The 20,863-nt window shown below is 66.9% G+C and carries 17 protein-coding genes and 1 riboswitch; of the genes, 11 read left to right on the top strand and 6 right to left on the bottom strand.

Translation table 11 applies throughout. The annotated features are described in order from the left end of the window. Positions 1-13 precede the first annotated feature (13 nt). The 5 genes from fusA to LZ586_RS17115 all read right to left on the bottom strand — a co-directional run bounded on the left by fusA (position 14) and on the right by LZ586_RS17115 (position 5,352). A complete protein-coding gene (gene fusA / locus LZ586_RS17135) occupies positions 14-2,110 on the bottom strand; it encodes an elongation factor G (protein WP_235077520.1) in 2,097 nt (698 codons plus the stop codon). 66 nt (positions 2,111-2,176) lie between these two features. Beyond that, positions 2,177-2,647 carry a 30S ribosomal protein S7 gene (gene rpsG / locus LZ586_RS17130; protein WP_235077519.1) on the bottom strand — a complete coding sequence of 157 codons (471 nt, stop codon included), beginning with the start codon at positions 2,645-2,647 and terminating at the stop codon, positions 2,177-2,179. A gap of 62 nt (positions 2,648-2,709) precedes the next feature. Beyond that, positions 2,710-3,081, bottom strand: coding sequence for a 30S ribosomal protein S12 (rpsL, locus tag LZ586_RS17125; protein WP_235077518.1), 372 nt, complete (start codon positions 3,079-3,081; stop codon positions 2,710-2,712). A gap of 326 nt (positions 3,082-3,407) precedes the next feature. Further along, complete coding sequence (locus LZ586_RS17120; RefSeq protein WP_235077517.1) at positions 3,408-4,010, bottom strand: DUF4142 domain-containing protein; 603 nt, start codon at positions 4,008-4,010, stop codon at positions 3,408-3,410. 79 nt (positions 4,011-4,089) lie between these two features. Beyond that, positions 4,090-5,352 carry a methyl-accepting chemotaxis protein gene (locus LZ586_RS17115; protein WP_235077516.1) on the bottom strand — a complete coding sequence of 421 codons (1,263 nt, stop codon included), beginning with the start codon at positions 5,350-5,352 and terminating at the stop codon, positions 4,090-4,092. 161 nt (positions 5,353-5,513) lie between these two features. After that, a riboswitch (cobalamin riboswitch) is annotated at positions 5,514-5,702 on the top strand. Between the two features lie 114 nt (positions 5,703-5,816). Here LZ586_RS17115 and LZ586_RS17110 point away from each other — a divergent pair. From LZ586_RS17110 to LZ586_RS17065, 10 genes are all read left to right on the top strand, one after another. Then, positions 5,817-7,670 carry a TonB-dependent receptor plug domain-containing protein gene (locus LZ586_RS17110; RefSeq protein WP_235077515.1) on the top strand — a complete coding sequence of 618 codons (1,854 nt, stop codon included), beginning with the start codon at positions 5,817-5,819 and terminating at the stop codon, positions 7,668-7,670. Positions 7,671-7,741: 71 nt separating this feature from the next. Then, entirely contained in the window at positions 7,742-8,491 is a 750-nt protein-coding gene (locus LZ586_RS17105; RefSeq protein WP_235077514.1) for an ABC transporter substrate-binding protein, read from the top strand. Further along, complete coding sequence (locus tag LZ586_RS17100) at positions 8,488-9,459, top strand: FecCD family ABC transporter permease (RefSeq protein WP_235077513.1); 972 nt, start codon at positions 8,488-8,490, stop codon at positions 9,457-9,459. The genes LZ586_RS17105 and LZ586_RS17100 overlap by 4 nt, the downstream gene beginning before the upstream one ends. Then, positions 9,450-10,226, top strand: a complete 777-nt coding sequence (locus LZ586_RS17095; protein ID WP_235077512.1) for an ABC transporter ATP-binding protein — start codon at positions 9,450-9,452, stop codon at positions 10,224-10,226. The genes LZ586_RS17100 and LZ586_RS17095 overlap by 10 nt, the downstream gene beginning before the upstream one ends. 175 nt (positions 10,227-10,401) lie before the next feature. Next, positions 10,402-11,934: a CoA-acylating methylmalonate-semialdehyde dehydrogenase gene (locus LZ586_RS17090; protein ID WP_235077511.1), complete on the top strand. Its 1,533-nt coding sequence runs from the start codon at positions 10,402-10,404 to the stop codon at positions 11,932-11,934. A gap of 4 nt (positions 11,935-11,938) precedes the next feature. Then, positions 11,939-13,084, top strand: coding sequence for an acyl-CoA dehydrogenase family protein (locus LZ586_RS17085; RefSeq protein WP_235077510.1), 1,146 nt, complete (start codon positions 11,939-11,941; stop codon positions 13,082-13,084). Between the two features lie 232 nt (positions 13,085-13,316). Beyond that, positions 13,317-14,357, top strand: coding sequence for an enoyl-CoA hydratase/isomerase family protein (locus tag LZ586_RS17080; RefSeq protein WP_235077509.1), 1,041 nt, complete (start codon positions 13,317-13,319; stop codon positions 14,355-14,357). A gap of 14 nt (positions 14,358-14,371) precedes the next feature. Beyond that, a complete protein-coding gene (locus tag LZ586_RS17075) occupies positions 14,372-15,148 on the top strand; it encodes an enoyl-CoA hydratase (protein WP_235077508.1) in 777 nt (258 codons plus the stop codon). Positions 15,149-15,175: 27 nt separating this feature from the next. Then, a complete protein-coding gene (gene mmsB / locus LZ586_RS17070) occupies positions 15,176-16,051 on the top strand; it encodes a 3-hydroxyisobutyrate dehydrogenase (RefSeq protein WP_235077507.1) in 876 nt (291 codons plus the stop codon). A 64-nt stretch (positions 16,052-16,115) separates the two neighbouring features. Further along, positions 16,116-17,045: a right-handed parallel beta-helix repeat-containing protein gene (locus LZ586_RS17065; protein ID WP_235077506.1), complete on the top strand. Its 930-nt coding sequence runs from the start codon at positions 16,116-16,118 to the stop codon at positions 17,043-17,045. Positions 17,046-17,111: 66 nt separating this feature from the next. Here LZ586_RS17065 and LZ586_RS17060 read toward each other — a convergent pair whose 3' ends face one another. Beyond that, positions 17,112-18,764, bottom strand: coding sequence for an alkaline phosphatase family protein (locus tag LZ586_RS17060; RefSeq protein ID WP_235077505.1), 1,653 nt, complete (start codon positions 18,762-18,764; stop codon positions 17,112-17,114). A gap of 74 nt (positions 18,765-18,838) precedes the next feature. Here LZ586_RS17060 and LZ586_RS17055 point away from each other — a divergent pair, with 74 nt between their 5' ends. Beyond that, complete coding sequence (locus LZ586_RS17055; protein WP_235077504.1) at positions 18,839-20,851, top strand: protein-disulfide reductase DsbD family protein; 2,013 nt, start codon at positions 18,839-18,841, stop codon at positions 20,849-20,851. Positions 20,852-20,863: the final 12 nt, after the last annotated feature.

The raw sequence follows: 20,863 nt of genomic DNA, 5'->3' as shown, positions 1-20,863 counted from the left end.
AATAACGCCAGCCTTAGGCCAGCTTGGCCTTCACTTCGTCGGCGACGTTCTGCGGCACTTCGTCGTAGTGCGAGAACTGCATCGAGTAGTTCGCGCGGCCCTGGGTGAACGAGCGGAGCGCGTTCACATAGCCGAACATGTTCGCCAGCGGAACCATCGCGGTAACCGCCTGCGCGTTGCCGCGCGTGTCGGTGCCCTGGATCTGGCCACGACGGCTGTTCATGTCGCCGATGACATCGCCCAGATAATCCTCCGGAGTGACGACCTCGACCTTCATGACAGGCTCCAGCAGGGTGATGCCTGCCTTCTGCGCGACTTCGCGCATCGCGCCACGGGCACAGATTTCGAACGCCAGCGCCGACGAGTCGACGTCGTGGTACGCGCCGTCATACAGCACGATCTCGAAATCGATGATCGGGAAGCCGACCAGCGAACCGGTAGCCGCGGTCTCGCGGAAGCCCTTCTCAATCGCCGGCAGATATTCCTTGGGAATATTACCGCCCTTGATCTCGTCCTTGAAGATGATGCCCGAACCGCGCTCGCCCGGCGCGACCTTCACCTTCACGCGGCCGAACTGGCCGGTGCCGCCCGACTGCTTCTTGTGGGTATAGTCGACGTCGACCGGCTTCTTGAGATACTCGCGATACGCCACCTGCGGCGCGCCGACATTGGCCTCGACCTTGAACTCGCGCTTCATGCGATCGACCAGGATCTCGAGATGGAGCTCGCCCATGCCCTTGATGATGGTCTGGCCGCTCTCGTTGTCCGAAGACACGCGGAAAGACGGATCTTCGCGCGCCAGGCGGTTCAGGGCAACGCCCATCTTCTCCTGGTCGGCCTTGGTCTTCGGCTCCACCGACAGCTCGATCACCGGCTCGGGGAATTCCATCCGCTCGAGGATGATCGGCGAGCTGATCGCGCAGAGCGTGTCACCCGTCGTGGTGTCCTTGAGGCCCGCCAGTGCGACGATGTCGCCGGCATAGGCCACCTGGATGTCCTCGCGCTCGTTCGCATGCATAAGCAGCATGCGGCCGACCTTTTCCTTCTTGTCCTTGACCGAATTCGTCACCTGCGACGCGGTCTCGAGCTTGCCCGAATAGATGCGGGCGAAGGTCAGCGTACCCACGAACGGATCGTTCATGATCTTGAACGCCAGCGCCGAGAACGGAGCCTCGTCCGACGAGGGGCGCTCGTCCGGCGTCTCGCCGTCAAGCAGCACGCCCTTGATCGCGGGAACGTCGAGCGGCGAAGGCAGATAGTCGACCACGGCGTCGAGCAGGGGCTGGACGCCCTTGTTCTTGAAGGCCGAGCCGCAAACGACCGGCACGAACGCCATTGAAAGCGTGCCCTTGCGGATCAGCTTCTTGAGATCGGCGGTCGAAGGCTCGTTGCCTTCGAGATACGCTTCCATCAGGTCGTCGTCGAGTTCGACGGCCATCTCGATCAGGTCACTGCGATACTTCGCGGCCTTCTCGACCATGTCCTCGGGGATGTCCTGATATTCGAACTTCGCGCCCAGGCTCTCTTCGAGCCAGATGATCGCGCGGTTCTCGACCAGATCGACCAGGCCCTTGAACTGGCCCTCGATGCCGATCGGGAGATACAGCACGGCCGGACGCGCGCCCAGACGCTCGATGATCGAGTTGACGCAGAAATAGAAGTCCGCACCGGTGCGGTCGAGCTTGTTGACGAAGCACATGCGGGGCACGCCGTACTTGTCGGCCTGACGCCAGACGGTCTCGGACTGCGGCTCGACACCGGCGACGCCGTCGAAGCATGCCACGGCACCGTCGAGCACGCGCAGCGAACGCTCGACTTCAATGGTGAAGTCGACGTGCCCGGGGGTGTCGATGATGTTGATCAGATGCTCTTCGCCCTTGCCTTCTTCGGCGCGCCACTTGCACGTCGTAGCGGCGGACGTGATCGTGATCCCGCGCTCCTGCTCCTGCTCCATCCAGTCCATCGTCGCAGTGCCTTCGTGCACTTCGCCGATCTTGTAGGACTTGCCGGTGTAATAGAGGATGCGCTCGGTCGTCGTCGTCTTACCAGCGTCGATGTGCGCCATGATGCCGATATTGCGGTAACGCTCGAGCGGATGGCTGCGGGCCATGATCGTTGCTTCCTTAGCGATTTGGGGAGCCGGACGATCCGGCTCCCCAATATATAGGTTTTAAATTTACCAGCGGTAGTGGCTGAAGGCGCGGTTCGCTTCGGCCATACGGTGGGTATCTTCGCGCTTCTTCACCGCGTTGCCGCGGTTGTTTGCGGCATCCATGAGTTCGCCCGAAAGGCGACCCGACATGGTGTGCTCGCTGCGATTGCGAGCCGAGGCGATCAGCCAGCGGATCGCCAGCGCCTGCGCGCGCTCGGGACGCACTTCGACGGGGACCTGGTAGGTCGCACCGCCGACGCGGCGGCTGCGGACTTCGATGCCCGGCTTGATGTTGTTCAGCGCGTCATGGAACACGCCGATCGGCTCGCGCTTGGCGCGCTGCTCGACGGTGGTCATCGCCGAATAGACGATGTTTTCCGCGACGGACTTCTTGCCGTCCAGCATGACCGAATTCATGAACTTGGACAGAACCTCATCCCCGTACACGGGATCAGGCAGGATTTCCCGCTTTTCGGGACGACGACGACGAGCCATCTTGAACTTCCTTCTAAACTTCAGCCGGTTCCGGAACGCGTCCGGGGCTTACTATGGCTGGATTACTTAGGACGCTTCGCGCCGTACTTCGAACGGCTCTGCTTGCGATCCTTGACGCCCTGCGTGTCGAGCACGCCGCGCAGCACGTGGTAGCGCACACCGGGAAGATCGCGCACACGGCCACCGCGGATCAGCACGACCGAGTGCTCCTGAAGGTTGTGACCTTCACCCGGGATGTAGCTGATGACTTCGCGCTGGTTGGTCAGGCGAACCTTGGCCACCTTGCGCAGAGCCGAGTTCGGCTTCTTCGGGGTCGTCGTGTAGACGCGGGTGCAAACGCCGCGCTTCTGCGGGTTCTGTTCCATCGCAGGGACCTTGGACTTGGTCTTCTGCGGTTCGCGGCCCTTGCGGACCAGCTGGTTGATTGTCGGCATGAAGCCCTTCACCTTTTCTACGGTACCGGGCGAACCCGGCGGTTACTTTGCTGGAGCCCTAGATCAAGAGAATACGAAAAAGCGCGGGGTATCCGTGGATTCCCCGGGCCATTGCGTCCCCAGCAACGTTCAGCTCTTTGTCCCCCGAGGCTTAACGGCCAAAAGCCTTCTCGTGGAACGGTCGCGCCTATAGCTGCGCCACGGGTAGCGGTCAATGCCTCCCCCGCACACGGCCATGCGGCGCGGGGGCCCGGTGGACCCGCCACAAACGAAAAGGCGCGCCCCTTGTCGGAGCGCGCCCTTCCGAACCCGTGCTCGCGTCGAGCTTACAGGCTCTTGATCTTGGTCAGGTGCGACTGCACGACCTTCTGCGCTTCGGCGGCGAACACCTTCAGCTCGGCAACGTCACCCGTGGCTTCATAGCCCTTGATGATCGTCAGCGCCTTCTCATGGGCCAGCGTCTGCTGCTTCTTGAACAGCGTGTCGAACTCGGCGCCGCTCGCCTTGTCCAGCGCGGCGAGGTTGGCCTCCTGCTCCGCGTTCAGCGCCGGGCTCGGCACGATCGCCGGCTGGGCCTTGGCGCCGGCCGCGGTCAGCTTCTGAGTCGACTCGGTGTGATGCTGCACGATCATCGCGCCGAAGTCCTTCAGCGCCTGGTTCTGCGCCTTGTCCTGCGCCAGCTTGCCCGACTGGATCTCGAAGAAGTCGCTCGCGCCAACATCATTGGCGAACTTCTGCGACGGAGTCGCCGCCTCGCCGGTCATCAGGGCGTTGTCGGCTTCATTGCCCGGCGTCAGCGTGTCGGTCGCCAGGCCCGAATTGCTCACATCCGCATCGGCGGTGTTTGCGGTCGTGTTGCCGGCCGTATTGCCGTTGCAGGCGGCAAGCGCCAGCGCGGGCAAGAGCCCGAGGGCCAGAATCTTCTTCATGCAGGTAATCCTCCTCCGAAGCTGCCAAAACGGCTCGGCAAGGGGAATGTTCCAGGGCCGAAGCGAGATCCGGGTACCGCTACAAGGTCCGGAGTTCCGCCAGAAATCCGCCGACCTGGCTGGAAAGCGCTTCCGCTTCACCCTGCAGCCGCTGCGCGACCGCCGCCATGCTGCGCGCGCTGGCAGAGGCGTGGCGCGACGACTCGCCGATGGCCTCGACCTCCAGACGAATGCCGTCGCCCGCCTCGACGGCCTCGGCGACGTTGCGGGCGATGCCGCGCGTGGCGACTTCCTGTGCCTCCACTGCCGATCGAACGCTCGCCGCCATCGTCGCCATGGTGCCGATCGCCTGCTCGACGCGGTCATGGCCTTCCGCCACGTCCTCGATGCCGTTGCGGATATCGCCGACATGGCTCGCCACCTTGGCGGCGGCCAGGCCCGTCTGCGTCGACAATTGCTTCACTTCGTTGGCGACGACGGTGAAGCCCCTGCCCGCCTCGCCCGCCCGCGCCGCCTCGATCGTCGCGTTGAGCGCCAGCAGGTTCACCTGACGGGCGATGTCGCTGATCATCCCCACCACCGAGTCGATGGTCTGGGCGGCATTGAGCAGCTCGCGCGTGCGCTCGCTGCCCAACTGCACCAGCACCGCTGCTTCCTCGGCCGCGGCGCTCGCTTCCCTGGACTCGCGTTCTATCGCAGTCAGGGTCGCGGCAAGGCCAGCGCCGCGCGCGGCGATCTCGGCCATGTTGTCGCTGGTTTGCGACGCGGCCGCGGCAACCGCCGTCGCACGATCGCCGACTTCCACGGCGCGGTCGGCCGTGCCCCCCGCGCCCTGCTGCAATTCGATCGCCAGCCCGCGCATCGCCTGCGCAAGGACCGCCACCTGCCCCTCGAACTGCTCGCTCGCCTGCTCGATCCGCTCGGCACGCGCGATCCGCAGCTTGGCGGTGACGCGCTCATGCTCCGCCGCCAGGTGCACCAGACGGCGATTGTTGATCACCGCGTGCAGCCGCCCGCCACGCACCACGATCATGCCTTCCGAACCATTGGCCGCCCGATACGCGTCGATCATCGCGCCGATGTCGAGCGACGTGTCGGCCACGGGGCACGTCCGCACGTGCCGGGCCACGCTGTGGCCATAGCTTGGGTTGCGCAGCAGCGCATGGCCGAACGGGTTCAGCAGCAGCCGGCGCACTTCCTTCTCGAAGATCGCACCCACCGGCCTTCGCGCCCCGTCCAGCACCGGCATCACTCTCAAATCCGGGTCCGCGGTGAAAGCTTCCACGGCCTTGAACACAGAATCCTCCATCGTCAGCCAGGGAGGATCGATTTCCGACGGCAACAGCCAATCGTCGGCAGCAGCGGCAGGGAATGCTAAGGACGGAGCGGCGGAAAACATGCCCTGCATAGAACATGGGTTGGTAAAGACAGGTTTTACGGTTGGTTACACATCCGAGACAAAGCCAAGTTTTTCGCGGTTGCAGCAGCCGCAAGCAGGCCGTAGAGCCCCGCTTAGTGATGGGTGTCCCTTGCAAGAGGGATGAAAATGGGAAGTCGGTGCAAAGCCGAGGCTGCCCCCGCAACTGTAACCGGCGAGCGACGCGCACCATGCCACTGGGAAAACCCGGGAAGGCTGCGTGAACAAGCAAAGACCCGGGAGCCAGGAGACCTGCCCGTCACTTGTCGATTCCTTCGCGCGGGCGGGGTGCACCGGGCGAACGGGGAGAGAAATCCCCGCGTGAGCGACACCCAACGGGTCGCCGCGCCATGTTCATGGCAGACGGCCTTATAAGAAGGTGTCTTGCAGTGAAGACGTTCAAGCTTTTCCTTTTCGCCGGCGCGGCGCTCGCGCCAGCGGCTCCCGCTTTCGCCCAGACCGAGGTTCCCGAGGACGAACAGGTCGTCGTGGTCGCCAGCGGCGTGCCGCAAAATGCAGACGAGACGGGCCGCGCGGTCACCGTAATCGACCGTGAGACGATCGAGACGCGGCAGACCGTCGCCCTTTCCGACTTGCTGGCCACTACGGCGAGCGTCGACGTGACCCGCAGCGGCGGGCCCGGTGCGCTGACCGCAGTTCGCATCCGCGGCGCCGACGATGCGCAGACGCTGGTGCTGATCGACGGCGTGCGCGTCAACGACCCGTCCTCGCCAAGCGGCGCGTTCGACTTCGGCAACCTGCTCACCAGCTCGATCGAGCGAGTCGAAGTCCTGCGCGGCGCCAACTCGGTCGTCTGGGGCAGCCAGGCGATCGGCGGCGTGGTGAACGTCGTCACCGAAAGCCCGATCGGCGGGGTCAAGGCGCGCGCCAATGCCGAATATGGCTATGCCGACCAGATCTCGGCCAATGCCGGGATCGCCGGCGGCACCCACAGCGTCCAGGGCGGCTTCACCGCCGGCTATCTCCGCACCGACGGCATATCGCAGGCAGCGGCCGGCACCGAGGATGACGGCTTCCGCCAATACAATGCGAGCGGCCGCCTGCGCGTCGAGTTCGCCCCCGGCTTCGGCGCGGACCTGCGCGGCTATTATGCCGACTCGCGCGTCGACCTCGATGGCTTCCCGGCACCGAGCTACAGCTTCGCAGACACCGACGAGTTCGCCACCACGCAGGAACTGTACGGCTATGCCGGCCTGTTCGGCGATATCGGCCCGGTTTCCAACCGCATCGCCTTCACCATCGCCGATATCAACCGGGACAATTTCGACCCTGAGAACGGCTTCGCCGACACGCCGGCCTATCTCTATCGCGGCCGCAGCGAGCGGTATGAATATCGCGGCGACGCGGCACTCTCCGATCAGGTCCGCCTGACCTTCGGTGCCGAGCAGGAGAATCTGCGCTTCTACGACGGCAGCGACACCTTCCGCGCCGACATCACCAGTGTATTCGGCCAGGCGATCGTCACGCCGGTCGAGCAAGTCACGATCACAGGCGGCGTCCGCAACGACGATCACAGCCGCTTCGGCGGCTTCACCAGCTGGGGCGCCTCCACTGCGATCCGTCCGATTGCAGGCACGCTGCTGCGCGCGAGCTACAGCGAAGGCTTCAAGGCGCCGACGCTGTATCAGCTCTTCGCCCCCTTCTACGGCACCGATACCCTGGCGCCCGAAACCGCGAAGAGCTGGGATGTGGGCATCGAGCAGTCGGCGCTCGGCGGCGCGGCCAAGCTCGGCGTGACCTATTTCCACCGCAACACCCGCAATCAGATCGATTTCGACCTGGTGGACTTCGTCTACGCCAACATCGCCCGCGCGCATGCCGATGGTGTCGAGGTGGAGCTCGCGCTCAAGCCCGTCGACGCACTGACCTTCACCGCCAACTACACCTACACCGACACCGAGAACCGCTCGGCCGGGTTCGAAGGCAACGACCTCGCCCGCCGCCCGCGTGACGTCGCCAGCGTCTCGGCCGATTACCGCTTCCGGTTCGGCCTGTCGTTCGGCGGCACCGTCACCCTGATCGGTGACAGCTTCAACGACGCGGGCAACCGAACGCGCATCGACGGCTTCGCGATCGGCAGCGTCCGCGCCGAACTGCCGATCAGCCAGTTGCTGTCGGTATATGGGCGGGTCGAGAACGTCACCGACGCGCGGTACCAGGTCGTCTCCGGCTACGGCACGTACGGCCGCTCGGCCTTCGCCGGCGTCCGGCTCCGCTACTGATGCGGCGCGCCGCGCTTCTCTGCTTGGCTCTGGCAGGATGCGCGGCGCCCCCGCCCCGCACCGGCGAGATCGTGTCGCTCAACCCCTGTGCCGACGCGATGCTGATCGAACTGGTCGCGCCCGAACGGATCACCGCGATCAGCCGCTATTCGAAGGATCCGCGCGCAAGCTCGCTCAGGCCGGAGGTTGCGGCACGCTTCCCGGGAACCACCGGCACTGCCGAGGAAGTGATTACGCTCCGCCCCTCCCTTGTCGTCGCCAGCAGCTACACCGCGCCCGCGACGCGGGAAGCCTTCGCCCGTGCCGGGCTCAAGACGCTCTACTTCGACATACCAGCGACGATCGAGGCCAACAGGGCGCAGATACGCGAACTGGCCATTGCCGCTGGCGTGCCGGGCAAAGGGGAAGCGATGGTCGCCAGGATCGATACCGCCGTCCGCTCGGCCGCGACGAACGCTCCGCCTGTAACCGCTTTGTTATGGATCGGCGGCAACCTGGCCACGGGAGGCAGCACTTTGCTCGACGAGATGATGACAAAGGCCGGCTTCAGCAATCACGCCGTCCATTACGGCCTCACCCATACCGGCTACCTGCCGATCGAGCATGTCCTTGCCGATCCGCCTCGCGTGATGATCGCGCCGGAGGAGGAAGGCCGCGACGCCGGATCGCGCGCCGCCCAGCTCCGAAAATGGGCGGTCCGCCGCAGCGGCGCGAAGGTCGCCCAGGCCGTTTTCCCACGCGAGCTGGTCAATTGCGGCGGGCCGGTGATCGTGCCCTCCCTGGCACGCCTGTCCCAGATCCGCCGCGAGGTCGGCCAATGAACCGCGTCATCCTGAACCTGTGCCTGCTCCTGCTGGTGGCGTTGCTGTTTTCCGGCTCGCTGATGGCCGGCAAGGCATGGGTGCCCTTCGACGCCTGGTTCTCCCATGATCCGCGCTGGTGGATCATCGCCGAACTCCGCCTTCCCCGCGCCATCCTCGGCCTGGGCATCGGCGCCGCCCTCGGCCTCAGCGGCGCGGTGCTCCAGGGCTATCTCCGCAATCCGCTGGCCGATCCCGCCGTGCTGGGAATATCCTCCACCGCCGCGCTCGGCGCCGTCGCAGCGATCGTCCTCTTCGCGGCCACGGCCCCGCTCGCCATCTTCGGCGTGGCGATGCTCTTCGCCTGCGCGTCGATGCTCCTGCTCGCTACACTCGCCTGGCGCGCCCAAGGCGCCGTCGCCTTCATCCTCGCCGGCACCGTCCTCGCCAGCCTGTCCGGCGCGCTCACTGCCTTCCTGATCTCGATCGCACCCAATCCCTGGATGACCGCGGAGATCATCGACTGGCTGATGGGGGCGCTCACCGACCGCAGCTTCGGCGAAGTGCAACTCGCCCTGCCGCTCATCCTATTAGGCTGCGCCTTCCTTCTCTTCACCGGCCGCTCGCTCGACGCGCTCACCCTGGGCGAAGACGCCGCCCGCTCGCTCGGTGTTCGGCTTGGCCGCCTCCAGATGCTCGTCGTGCTCGGCACCGGCCTTGCCGTCGGCGCTTCGGTCGCGGTCACCGGCGTGGTGGGCTTTGTCGGGCTGATCGTCCCGCACCTCCTGCGCCCCTTGACCGGCGCCAAGCCCTCCGTCCTCCTCCTTCCCAGTGCGCTGGGCGGCGCAGCTTTGGTACTCGCCGCCGACAGCCTGGTCCGCCTCTCTCCGGGTGCGACGGAAGTCCGCCTCGGTATCGCGATGGCGCTGATCGGTACGCCCTTCTTCTTCGTGCTCCTGCTGAAGGGACGCCGCGCATCATGGATCTGAGCGTAACCGACCTGAGCGTCAGCCTGGGCAACCGCCGCGTCCTTGCCGGTGTCACCGCCCGCTTCCAACCCGGCCGGGTGACCGCGATCCTGGGTCCCAACGGTTCGGGCAAGAGCACGCTCATCCGTTCCATGGCCGGTCTGCTCGAGGCCGACCGCGGCCATGTCCGCCTCGGCCAGCGCTACCTGAACCGGGTCTCGGCGCGCGAACGTGCCCAACTGCTCGGCTATCTACCCCAGGATGCGAGCGTCCACTGGAACGTCGCCGTCCGCGAACTCGTCACGCTAGGTCGCCTGCCCCACCGCTCGCCCTTTGCGGGACCTTCGCAAGCCGACGCCATCGCCGTCGGCGCCGCCTTGGGCGCCACCGACACCCTGCACCTGGCCGAACGCGACACGCACGCGCTGTCCGGCGGCGAACGCGCCCGCGTCCTCCTCGCGCGCGTGCTCGCCGGCGAACCGCGCTGGCTGCTCGCCGACGAACCCCTCGCCAGTCTCGACCCGGTGCACCAGCTCGGCCTGCTCGACCAGCTTCGTGCGCTGGCGGCCGGCGGCATGGGCGTGGTTATCGTCCTGCACGACCTCATCCAGGCAGCCCGCGCCGCCGACGACGTGCTGCTCCTCAAGGACGGAAAGGTCGTCGCCTTCGGCACCGCCCGCGACTCGCTGGCCCACCAGCCGCTGCGCGAAGCCTTTGGAGTGGAGGTCATGGTCGTCCCAGACGAGCAAGGCCGCCTTCTCCCCGTTCCCATCGGGCGAACTCCGTGAATCTGTCCTCGCTCGACCCGGGGGAGTGCCACGCAAAGCGTGACGGAAGCGGCGCTTCCACAGCGACATCGCCCGAGGCTCTGTCCCCCAACTTGAGAACAGAAACGCCCTGTGCCATTGCGCAATAAAATTACATGACGAGTCGGGTCATCGAGCCCGCCGCAGGAGAGTTTTGATGCGCACGATCGAGCACTTCATCGTCGGCAACCCAGGCGGCGCCGCTGCCCGTACCGGCGACGTCTTCGACCCCAATACCGGCCAGGTCCAGGCCCGCGTCCGCCTTGGCACCCAGGCCGATCTCGACCGCGCCATTGCCGCCGCCCAGGCCGCGCAGCCTGGCTGGGCCGCCACCAACCCGCAGCGCCGCGCCCGCGTCATGTTCCGCTTCAAGGAACTGGTGGAGGCGAACATGGACGCGCTCGCTCACACCCTTTCCTCCGAGCATGGCAAGGTGATCGCCGACTCCAAGGGCGACATCCAGCGCGGCCTCGAAGTCATCGAATTCGCGTGCGGCATCCCCCACGTCCTGAAGGGCGAGTACACGCAAGGCGCGGGCCCGGGCATCGACGTCTATTCGATGCGCCAGCCGCTGGGCATCGGCGCGGGGATCACGCCGTTCAACTTTCCCGCGATGATCCCGATGTGGATGTTCGGCGTCGCCATCGCCTGCGGCAACGCCTTCATCCTCAAGCCGTCCGAGCGCGACCCCAGCGTTCCCGTCCGCCTCGCCGAGCTGATGCTGGAGGCCGGCGCACCCGAGGGGATCCTCCAGGTCGTAAACGGCGACAAGGAGATGGTCGACGCGATCCTCGATCATCCCGCGATCAGCGCGGTCAGCTTCGTCGGCTCTTCCGACATCGCGCATTATGTCTATCGTCGCGGCGTCGACGCCGGGAAGCGCGTCCAGGCCATGGGCGGCGCCAAGAACCACGGCATCGTCATGCCCGACGCCGATCTCGACCAGGTCGTCGCCGATCTCTCCGGCGCAGCCTTCGGCTCGGCCGGCGAGCGCTGCATGGCGCTGCCCGTCGTGGTGCCGGTCGGGGAAAAGACTGCCGACGCACTGCGCGAAAAGCTCCTTCCGGCGATCGACGCGCTCCGCGTCGGGGTCTCCACCGACGCCGAGGCGCATTACGGCCCGGTCGTGAACGCCGCGCACAAGCAGCGGGTCGAGAACTGGATCCAGACCGGTGTCGACGAAGGCGCCGAACTCGTCGTCGACGGCCGCGGTTTCCAGCTTCAGGGGCATGAGCAGGGCTTCTTCATCGGCCCCTCGCTGTTCGATCGCGTGACCCCGAGCATGCAGTCCTACAAGGAAGAGATCTTCGGCCCGGTCCTCCAGATCGTCCGCGCGCCCGATTTCGAGACCGCCGTACGCCTGCCTTCAGAGCATCAGTACGGCAACGGCGTCGCCATCTTCACCCGCAACGGCCATGCCGCGCGCGAATTCGCCGCGCGCGTCAATGTCGGCATGGTCGGCATCAACGTGCCGATCCCGGTGCCGGTCGCCTATCACAGCTTCGGCGGCTGGAAGCGCTCGGCGTTCGGCGACATCAACCAGCACGGCATGGAGGGCATCCGCTTCTGGACCAAGACCAAGACCGTCACCCAACGCTGGCCCGACGGCTCGGTCGACTTGCCCGGCGGCTCCGAAGATGGCGGGCCCAGTCGCATCCAGGATGCCTTCGTAATCCCGACAATGGGCTGAAGCGATGACTCACCAGTTCGACCTCACCGACGAGCAGCGCCAGATCCAGGAGATGGCGCAGCAATTCACCGCCGACCGCATCACCCCGCATGCCGGCGAGTGGGACGAGAAGCACATCTTCCCGCGCGACACGATCAAGGCGGCGGCCGAACTCGGCTTCGCCTCGATCTACGTGTCCGAAGAGTCCGGCGGCATCGGCCTGGGCCGGCTGGAATCCGCATTGATCTTCGAGGCGATGGCCTATGGCTGCCCCTCCACCAGCGCGTTCATTTCGATCCACAACATGGCGAGCTGGATGATCGACCGCTTCGGCAGCCAGACCGTGAAGGACAAGTACCTCCCCAGCCTGGTCACCATGGACCGGCTCGCGAGCTACTGCCTGACAGAGCCGTCCTCGGGTTCCGACGCCGCCGCGCTCAAGACCCGGGCGGTCAAGGATGGCGACCATTATGTCGTCACCGGCACCAAGCAGTTCATCTCCGGCGGCGGCGAGAACGAGATCTACGTCACCATGGTCCGCACCGGCGAGGAAGGCCCCAAGGGCATTTCCGCGCTGGTGATCGAAAAGGACATGCCCGGAGTCAGCTTCGGCGCGCAGGAACGTAAGCTCGGCTGGCACTCGCAGCCGACGGCGGCGGTGATCCTCGAGGAGGTCCGCGTTCCGGTGGAGAACCTGGTCGGCGGCGAAGGCGAAGGCTTCCGCATCGCGATGATGGGCCTCGACGGCGGCCGGCTCAACATCGGCGCCTGCAGCCTCGGCGGCGCCCAGCGCTGCCTCGATGAGGCGGTCAACTACACCAAGGACCGCAAGCAGTTCGGCACCGCCATCGCCGACTTCCAGAATACCCAGTTCACCCTGGCCGACATGGCGACCGAACTCGAGGCAGCCCGCGCCTTGCTCTACCTCGCCGCCGCCAAGGTGACCGACAACGCGCCCGACAAGACCCGCTTCGCCGCGATGGCCAAGCGCTTCGCCACCGACACCGGCAGCTCTGTCGTCGACCGCGCGCTCCAGCTGCACGGCGGCTATGGCTATCTCCAGGACTATCCGATCGAGCGCTTCTGGCGCGACCTGCGCGTCCACTCGATCCTGGAGGGCACCAATCAGGTCATGCGCATGATCGTCGGCCGCGACCTGGTGCGGCAGTGAGGTTGTTCACGCGAAGGCGCGAAGACGCGAAGAAGAGGTTCGCGCAGAGGCGCAGAGGCGCAGAGAGTGTTGCTCGCCGCGCCAGCGGCCTTCAAAACACACCCATCGCTACGGTGCTCGCCGATCGAGGGGCGGCTGACGCCGCCAAGCCGCCTGCCTCTGCGCCTCCGCGCCTCTCCGCGAACCTCTTCCCTTCTTCTCTTTGCGCCTTCGCGCCTTCGCGTGAACCAAGATGACCGACCTTCTCACCTCCACCGACGCCGCGGTAGGCCGCATCCGCCTGAACCGCCCCAAGGCACTGCACGCCCTCAACACCGCCATGGGCCAGGCGATGCTGGACGCGCTCGGCGCCTGGGAGCAGGACCCCGCCGTCGAAGCGATCCTCATCGACCACGCCGAAGGCCGCGGCTTCTGCGCGGGCGGCGACATCCGCATGATCGCCGAGAGCGGTGCTGGCGATGGCAAGCAAGCCGCCGACTTCTTCCGTGTCGAATACCGCATGAACCACCGGCTGTTCACCTACCCCAAGCCAGTCGCCACCTTCATGGACGGCATCACCATGGGCGGCGGCGTCGGCATCTCGCTTCCCGCCAGGTTCCGCGTCGCGACGCAGAATACCAAGTTCGCCATGCCCGAAACCGGCATCGGCCTGTTCCCCGACGTCGGCGGCGGCTGGTATTTGTCGCGGCTCCCCGGCCGCATCGGCGAATACATCGCCCTGACTGGCCACCGCCTCGACGGCGCGGAGTGCGTCGCCCTTGGTCTCGCGACGCACTATCTCCACGCCGAGCATCTGGACGAGGCCAAGGCGCGCATTGCCGCGGACCCAGGTGACATCCAGGCCATCCTCGACGGACTCGCCGCTCCGACTCCCGAAGCCCGCATCCTCGAACACTGCAGCGCAATCGATCGGCTGTTCGCTGCCGACACCCTCGAGGGCATCCTCGCCGCGCTCGAAGCAGACGGCGGCGAATGGGCTCAGCAACAACGCGCCACTCTCCGCACCAAGTCTCCCCAGGCGATGAAGGTCTCGCTCCGCCTGCTCGCGGAAGGCCGCACCATGCCCAGCTTCGCCGATGAGATGCGCCAGGAATATGCCGTCGCCACTCGCGTCGGCCGCCTCCCCGACTTTGCCGAGGGCGTGCGTGCGGTGATCCTCGACAAGGACAACGCGCCCAAATGGAACCCGGCCACGCCCGAGGCAGTAACGCAGGACCAGATCGACGCCATCTTCGCGCCGCTGCCCGCGCACGAAGCCTGGACGCCCGCCTGAACAAGGAACACCCCATGCCCCAGTACGAAGCCATCCTGGTCGAGCAGCGCGGCGCCGTCACGCTCGTCACGCTCAACCGGCCCAAGGCGCTCAATGCGCTCAACAGCCAGATCCTGTCCGAACTGCTCGACGCTTGCCAAGCCTTCGACGCCGACCCGAGCCAAGGCTGCGCCGTCCTGACCGGCAGCGAAAAGGCTTTCGCCGCGGGCGCCGACATCAAGGAGATGCAGGCGCAGGGCTTCGCCGACATGTACGGCCACGACTTCTTCGCCGGCTGGGATGCCTTCACCCGCACCCGCAAGCCGATCATCGCCGCGGTTGCCGGCTATGCGCTGGGTGGCGGCTGCGAGCTGGCGATGATGTGCGACTTCATCCTCGCCGCCGATACCGCCAAGTTCGGCCAGCCCGAGATCAAGCTCGCCGTCTCCCCCGGCATGGGCGGCTCGCAACGCCTCACCCGCGCCGTCGGCAAGGCCAAGGCTATGGAAATGTGCCTCACCGGCCGGATGATGGACGCCGAGGAAGCCGAGCGCGCCGGCCTCGTCAGCCGCATCCTCCCCGCCGCCGATCTGCTCGATGACGCGCTCAAGACCGCCGCGACAATCGCCGCGATGGCGCCGCTTGCGGTAAAGGCCAACAAGGAGATGGTCGATATGGCCTATGAGACCACACTGGCTCAGGGCGTCCAGTTCGAGCGCCGCCTGTTCCACGCGCTCTTCGGAACGCAGGACCAGAAGGAAGGCATGGCAGCCTTTGTCGAAAAGCGGCCCGGCGCCTGGACCGGCAAATAAGCAGAACAAGCTCCTGGAGAGGACAACATGGCACGCATCGCATTCATCGGTCTCGGCAACATGGGCGGCGGCATGGCGGCAAACCTCGCCAAGGCCGGGCATGACGTCCGCGCCTTCGACTTGAGCCAGGACGCGCTCGACAAGGCGAAAAAGGCCGGCTGTCTTCCCGCGCCGGACGCCATCGCGGCGATCGAAGGCGCCGAGGCGATCGTCACCATGCTCCCGGCCGGCAAGCATGTGGAGAGCGTCTACACCGACAGCATCTTCGAGCATGCCGAGCCTGGCACGATCCTGATCGACTGCTCGACCATCGACGTCGACACCGCCCGCCGCGTTGCCGCTGCAGCAGCCGATCACGGCCTCAGCGCCGTGGACGCGCCTGTCTCTGGCGGCATCGCCGCGGCCAGCGCGGGTACCCTCACCTTCATGGTCGGCGGCAGCACCACGGCGTTCGACAAGGCCGAGCCCTTCCTGTCGGACATGGGCAAGTCGGTGATCCACGCCGGCGCAAACGGCGCGGGCCAGGCCGCCAAGATCTGCAACAACATGATCCTGGGCGCGACGATGATCGCCACCTGCGAAGCATTCGTGCTCGCCGAGAAGCTGGGCCTCGACCCGCAGAAATTCTACGACGTCGCCTCGGTCAGCTCCGGCCAGAGCTGGTCGGTCACCAGCTATTGCCCGGTTCCCGGCGTCGGCCCCGAAACTCCCGCGGACCGCGGCTATCAGGGCGGCTTCGCCGCGCCGCTGATGCTCAAGGACCTCCGGCTCGCCATGGAGGCCGCGGCGAGCGTGGATGCCGACACCCCGATGGGGCGCCGCGCCGCCGAGCTCTACGAGGCCTTCGTCGCCGGCGAGGGTGCTGCGCTCGACTTCTCCGGGATCATCAAGACGCTGCGCTGACCGCCCGTTCGCCGCGTCCGGCGTCTTAACCCGCTGTTTGCCGGTCTGCGTGCATAGCCCTGGCATGCGCACGCTTCTTCTGCTCGCCTCGGTCGCCGCTCTCGCCGCTCCTGCCACCGCGCAGCAGCGTGGCCCCTTCGTCATTGCCGAGACCGGCCGAGGCTTCGGCACGATCGGAGAAGCGGTGGAGGCAGTCGGCGACGGCACTGCCACCATCCTGATCGCGCCAGGCACGTACCGCCAGTGCGCGGTTCAGAATGCTGGGCGCATCACCTTCAAGGCGACCGTGCCCGGTAAGGCGATCTTCGAGCATGAAATCTGCGAGGACAAGGCCGCGCTGGTCCTTGATGGCCGCGGTTCGGTCGTCGATGGCATCGTCTTCCGCGGCTATGAAGTGAACGACGGCAACGGCGCCGGCATCCGCATCGAGACCGGCGACCTGACCGTCACCAATTCGATGTTCCTCGACAGTCAGGAAGGGATATTGGGCGGCGGCGACGGCGTGCCGCGCATCACCATCGACCGCTCGACCTTCGCCGGCCTGGGCCAGTGCGAGACCGAAAATTGCAGCCACTCGGTCTATCTTCAGGTCGACGGGCCGGTCACCGTGACGCGCACGCGCTTCGAGCGGGGCACCGGCGGCCATTATCTCAAGCTGCGCGCCCGTCAGGTCCAGATCACCGGCAACAGCTTCGACGACAGCCGCGGGTCCAAGACCAACTACATGATCGACTTGTCCGAAGGCGGCGGCGGACTGATCGCCAACAACACCTTCGTCCAGGGCCGCAACAAGGAAAACCATTCCGGCCTGATCGTCGTTGCCGCGGAGGAAAAGACCTACTCGTCGGCAGGGCTGCGGGTCGAAAACAACACCGCCACGCTTGCCCCGGGCGCACCGACTGACCCGGCGTTCGTAGCCGATTTGAGCGGCCAGCAGATCCATCTCAGCGGCAACAAGCTGGGACCGGGCATCCGCGCCTTCGAACGCCGATAGTTCCACCTCCCCGCGGAGCGACTCCACCGCCCCGCGGCCATCCCCTTCACGCGCGGCGGCGTACGCTTACCGGCAGCTGTCGCCCGGTCCTGCATCCAGATCCAGGCAGCGCCCGTCGATCTCCACCGGCACCGGCACCTTGATCAGCGCGGCCAGCGTCGGCGCGATGTCCACCGTCTCGATCGACAGCGGTTGCTCGAACCCGGTCATGCCCTTGCGCCAGAACAGGATCGGCACCCGCCGGTCATAGTCCCAGAAGCTGCCATGCGTCGCCACCGATCCACGCGTCGGATCCGCGATCGGCGTCACCCGCGGCTTCAGCGCGACCACGAAGTCGCCTGACCGCGACGGCTCGTACGACTCCCGCGCACGCTCCAGCATCGTCCAGGTCTCAGGCGGCGTCTTCGGGTGCGGCGTCGCCAGGATCTGGGCACGGGTGTAGACGCCATAGACCTGCGGGTGCGCGGCATAGCGCCTGATCGCCTCGGCAAGCACGGCGTCGCGCTTCGCCTTGGCAAGCTTGGGATCGACATAGATGTCGCCCGCCGCGCTCCCGGCCAGCGGATTGGCCGCCAGCCCCATCTTCGCCGCGATCTCCGCGCCGACCGCCTTGGGGTTCAACTGCGCGTCGATCCGCGCCGCCATCGGTGCGGCATGCTCGTCATTGCGCTCGGGAAGGTCATGCCCGCCATGATCCGCGGTCAGCGCCACCGCATAATCGACGCCCGACTGGTCGAGCACCGCGAACAGCTTACCCAGCGTCCGGTCGAGTGCGAACATCTGCAGGCACATCTCGCTGCCCTCGGTGCCGAATGTGTGCCCGACATAATCGGTCGCCGACGCGCCCAGGATCAGCAGGTCGGTGTGCCCGCCCTGCCCAAGCTTCATGTCGGTGGCGACGCCGGCGGCCAGCGCCAGGATCGCCTCGTCGAACTCGGGCGACGCCCGAAAGGCCGAGGCGTTGCCCGCAGCCCGCGCGAAGCGGCCGTCGCCCACGGTCTTGCTCGCGCCCAGCGCGATCGCGCGGCTGCGTGCCTGGCAAAAGGCCGGCAGCGTCATCGGGGCCTGCGCCTGCGCGATACGCGCTGCCACGTTCGCGTTCATCTTGGTCACCATCGCGGGGGCCGCGCGATCGGCATAGGAGACGAACGCCTTGCCGTTCCACCACCAGAGTTCGTCGACCTTGTGCCCGCCCATCATCACCGCGGCGCGGTCCTTGCCTGCCACCGATACGACGCGGCTCGCCGGGTCGACGCGCTTCATCCACTCGCCGAGCGTGGGCACCTTCAGATGCTTGTCGGACACGGTGTAGCTGTCCGACGTGCTGCCCGGCACGCTTTCATCCTCGGCGCAGTAGACCGTCTTGTCCTCGCGCGGCGCGTTGAAGTCGGTCCAGTCATTCGCGACGATCCCGGTCCGCGCCGGACGCGCGCCGCTCAGGATCGTCGAGTGGCCCGGGCAGGTCTCGGTCGCGGCATGGCTCTGATAGCCCGATGGGAACACCGCGCCCGTCATCAGCCGCGCCAGCCCGCCGGTGAACTGCGCACGGTATTCGGCGAACAGGTCGGCCGAGAACTGGTCCACCGAGATCACCACCAGCAGCTTGGGCGCTGGCCGCGACGCAGGCGCGGCGGCAGGGGCTGGCGCAGCCTGTTGCGCGGCGATCGGCGACGCGGCGAACAGCGCCAGAACGGCGGCAACGGGAGGTGCGAACTTCATGGGGCCGGCTCCGGCAAAGGAAAACAGTGTCGCGCAGCTATTGTCCAAGGACGCGTACTGGGCAAGGACGGGCAATGGCCTGGCTTCGTTTCGGATTGATGTCACTGCTGCTCGCGCTCGTCGCGCTGCCCGCGGCCGCCCAGCCGATTGGCAAGGGCCCCCATGTCAGGATCACCCTGGTCGCCGAGGCAGAGCGCCCGGCGCCGGGCAGCGAGGTCACTCTCGCCTTTGTCTCGATCCCGGAGAAGGGCTGGCATGCTTATTGGCAGAACCCCGGCGATGCCGGCCTGCCGGCGCGGTACGATTGGTCGCTTCCCGAAGGCGTGACCGCAGGCGACGTGCGTTACCCCGTGCCGCAGCGGCTGATGATCTCCGGACTGATGAACTATGTCTATGAGAAGCCGTTCGCGCCGCTGGTGACGTTGAAGCTGCCCGCGGGCGCCAGCGGCACGCTGCCGATCCGCGTGAAGCTGGACTATCTCGTCTGCACCGACGCGATCTGCGTGCCCGAGCGCGCCCAACTGGAGACCGCGCTCACCATCGGCGACGGCAGCATCGCAGCCGACCGGCGCGCGCAGTTCGACGCGTGGCGCGCCAGCTTGCCCAAGCCGCTCGGCAGCCCCGCGCGCTTCCAGGTGGAAGGCGGCAAGCTCCGCCTCGCCGTCCCCTACCCGGCTTCGGCGCAAGCCGGTGAGGCGTACTTCTATGCGCTGACGCAGAACGCCATCGATTATGCGGCGCCCCAGATCGTCTCGCGCGACGGCGACCGGCTGGTGATCGAGACGGCGGCGAAAGGCGCGCCGGCCAGGCTCCAAGGGGTTCTCCAGGCGGACGGGCGCGGCTTGGCCGTGTCCGCCGCGCCTGGAGCAGTACCGCCACCTGCCCGACACACCGTCGCCAGCACCATCCTCCCGGCGCTCCTGGCATTCTTCGCCGCCATAGTCGGCGGGCTCATCCTCAACATCATGCCGTGCGTCTTCCCGATCCTGAGCCTCAAGGCGCTCAGCCTGGCCAAAGGCCAGGGCGCCGACGCGCGTGGCGAGGCGCTGGCCTATACCGCCGGCGTGGTGCTGGTCTGCCTCGCATTGGGCGGCGTGCTGTTGGCGCTGCGCGCCGGCGGCGCCGCGGCGGGCTGGGCCTTTCAGCTTCAGGATCCTCGCGTGATCGTGCTGCTGCTGCTGCTGACCACAGCCATCGCCCTGAACCTCGCCGGCCTGTTCGAAGTGAACGCGCCCGGGATCGCCAACCGCGCGGCAGCGAGCGGACGCGGCGGCGCCTTTGCTACCGGCGCGCTTGCCGCCTTTGTCGCGACGCCGTGCGCGGGCCCCTTCATGGCCTCGGCACTGGGCGCCGCGCTGATCCTCCCCTGGCCAGCCGCGCTTGCGGTGTTTGCCGGGCTCGGGCTGGGTATCGCGCTTCCCTTCCTGCTGCTCGGCTTCATCCCTGCGCTGCGCCGGCGCCTGCCCCGGCCCGGCGCGTGGATGGCGACGCTTCGCCACTTGCTGTCCCTGCCCATGTTCCTGACTGCGCTTGCCTTGGCCTGGGTTCTGGGCCGTCAGGCTGGCGTGGACGGCATGACGATCGGTCTTGCCGCCGCGCTGCTTGCTGCCGTGGCGCTGTGGTGGGCCGGCACTCGCCAGCATCGTGGCGCCACACGCGCCTGGCTCCCCGCGCTCCCGCTGCTGCTTCTTGCCTGCGCATCGGCGGCTCTGGTCCACCCGGCGCAAGCCGAGCACAGCGCGCCTTCGGGTGCGGAGACCTTCAGCGAGGCCCGGCTCGCCCAGCTTCGCGCCGAAGGACGGCCGGTCTTCGCCTATTTCACCGCAGACTGGTGCCTCACCTGCAAGGTGAATGAGAAGGCGGTGATCGAGACCGCGGCGGTCCGTACCGCTCTGGCGCAGGGCAAGGTCGCGGTGCTGGTCGGCGATTGGACCAACGGCGATCCGGTGCTCGGCCGCTTCATCGAACGCCACAACCGCGCCGGCGTCCCGCTCTATCTTTGGTACGCCCCGGGCGAGGCCGAACCGCGCGTCCTGCCCCAGATTTTGCGCCCGTCCACCCTGACCGATCTCGCCCGCTCCCGCTGAAGCCGCTTGTGC

It is taken from the genome of Sphingomonas sp. S2-65 (genome assembly GCF_021513175.1).
GTDB lineage: Bacteria > Pseudomonadota > Alphaproteobacteria > Sphingomonadales > Sphingomonadaceae > Sphingomonas.
This window is presented reverse-complemented; position numbering and strand designations above follow the sequence as displayed.

Excerpts from the sequence above, each read along its gene's own strand:
- fusA (WP_235077520.1), bottom strand. The coding sequence starts at position 2,110 with ATGGCCCGCAGCCATCCGCTCGAGCGTTACCGCAATATCGGCATCATG.
- rpsG (WP_235077519.1), bottom strand. The coding sequence starts at position 2,647 with ATGGCTCGTCGTCGTCGTCCCGAAAAGCGGGAAATCCTGCCTGATCCC.
- rpsL (WP_235077518.1), bottom strand. The coding sequence starts at position 3,081 with ATGCCGACAATCAACCAGCTGGTCCGCAAGGGCCGCGAACCGCAGAAG.
- LZ586_RS17120 (WP_235077517.1), bottom strand. The coding sequence starts at position 4,010 with ATGAAGAAGATTCTGGCCCTCGGGCTCTTGCCCGCGCTGGCGCTTGCC.
- LZ586_RS17100 (WP_235077513.1), top strand. The coding sequence starts at position 8,488 with ATGAACCGCGTCATCCTGAACCTGTGCCTGCTCCTGCTGGTGGCGTTG.
- LZ586_RS17095 (WP_235077512.1), top strand. The coding sequence starts at position 9,450 with ATGGATCTGAGCGTAACCGACCTGAGCGTCAGCCTGGGCAACCGCCGC.
- LZ586_RS17090 (WP_235077511.1), top strand. The coding sequence starts at position 10,402 with ATGCGCACGATCGAGCACTTCATCGTCGGCAACCCAGGCGGCGCCGCT.
- LZ586_RS17085 (WP_235077510.1), top strand. The coding sequence starts at position 11,939 with ATGACTCACCAGTTCGACCTCACCGACGAGCAGCGCCAGATCCAGGAG.
- LZ586_RS17080 (WP_235077509.1), top strand. The coding sequence starts at position 13,317 with ATGACCGACCTTCTCACCTCCACCGACGCCGCGGTAGGCCGCATCCGC.
- LZ586_RS17075 (WP_235077508.1), top strand. The coding sequence starts at position 14,372 with ATGCCCCAGTACGAAGCCATCCTGGTCGAGCAGCGCGGCGCCGTCACG.
- mmsB (WP_235077507.1), top strand. The coding sequence starts at position 15,176 with ATGGCACGCATCGCATTCATCGGTCTCGGCAACATGGGCGGCGGCATG.
- LZ586_RS17065 (WP_235077506.1), top strand. The coding sequence starts at position 16,116 with ATGCGCACGCTTCTTCTGCTCGCCTCGGTCGCCGCTCTCGCCGCTCCT.
- LZ586_RS17060 (WP_235077505.1), bottom strand. The coding sequence starts at position 18,764 with ATGAAGTTCGCACCTCCCGTTGCCGCCGTTCTGGCGCTGTTCGCCGCG.
- LZ586_RS17055 (WP_235077504.1), top strand. The coding sequence starts at position 18,839 with ATGGCCTGGCTTCGTTTCGGATTGATGTCACTGCTGCTCGCGCTCGTC.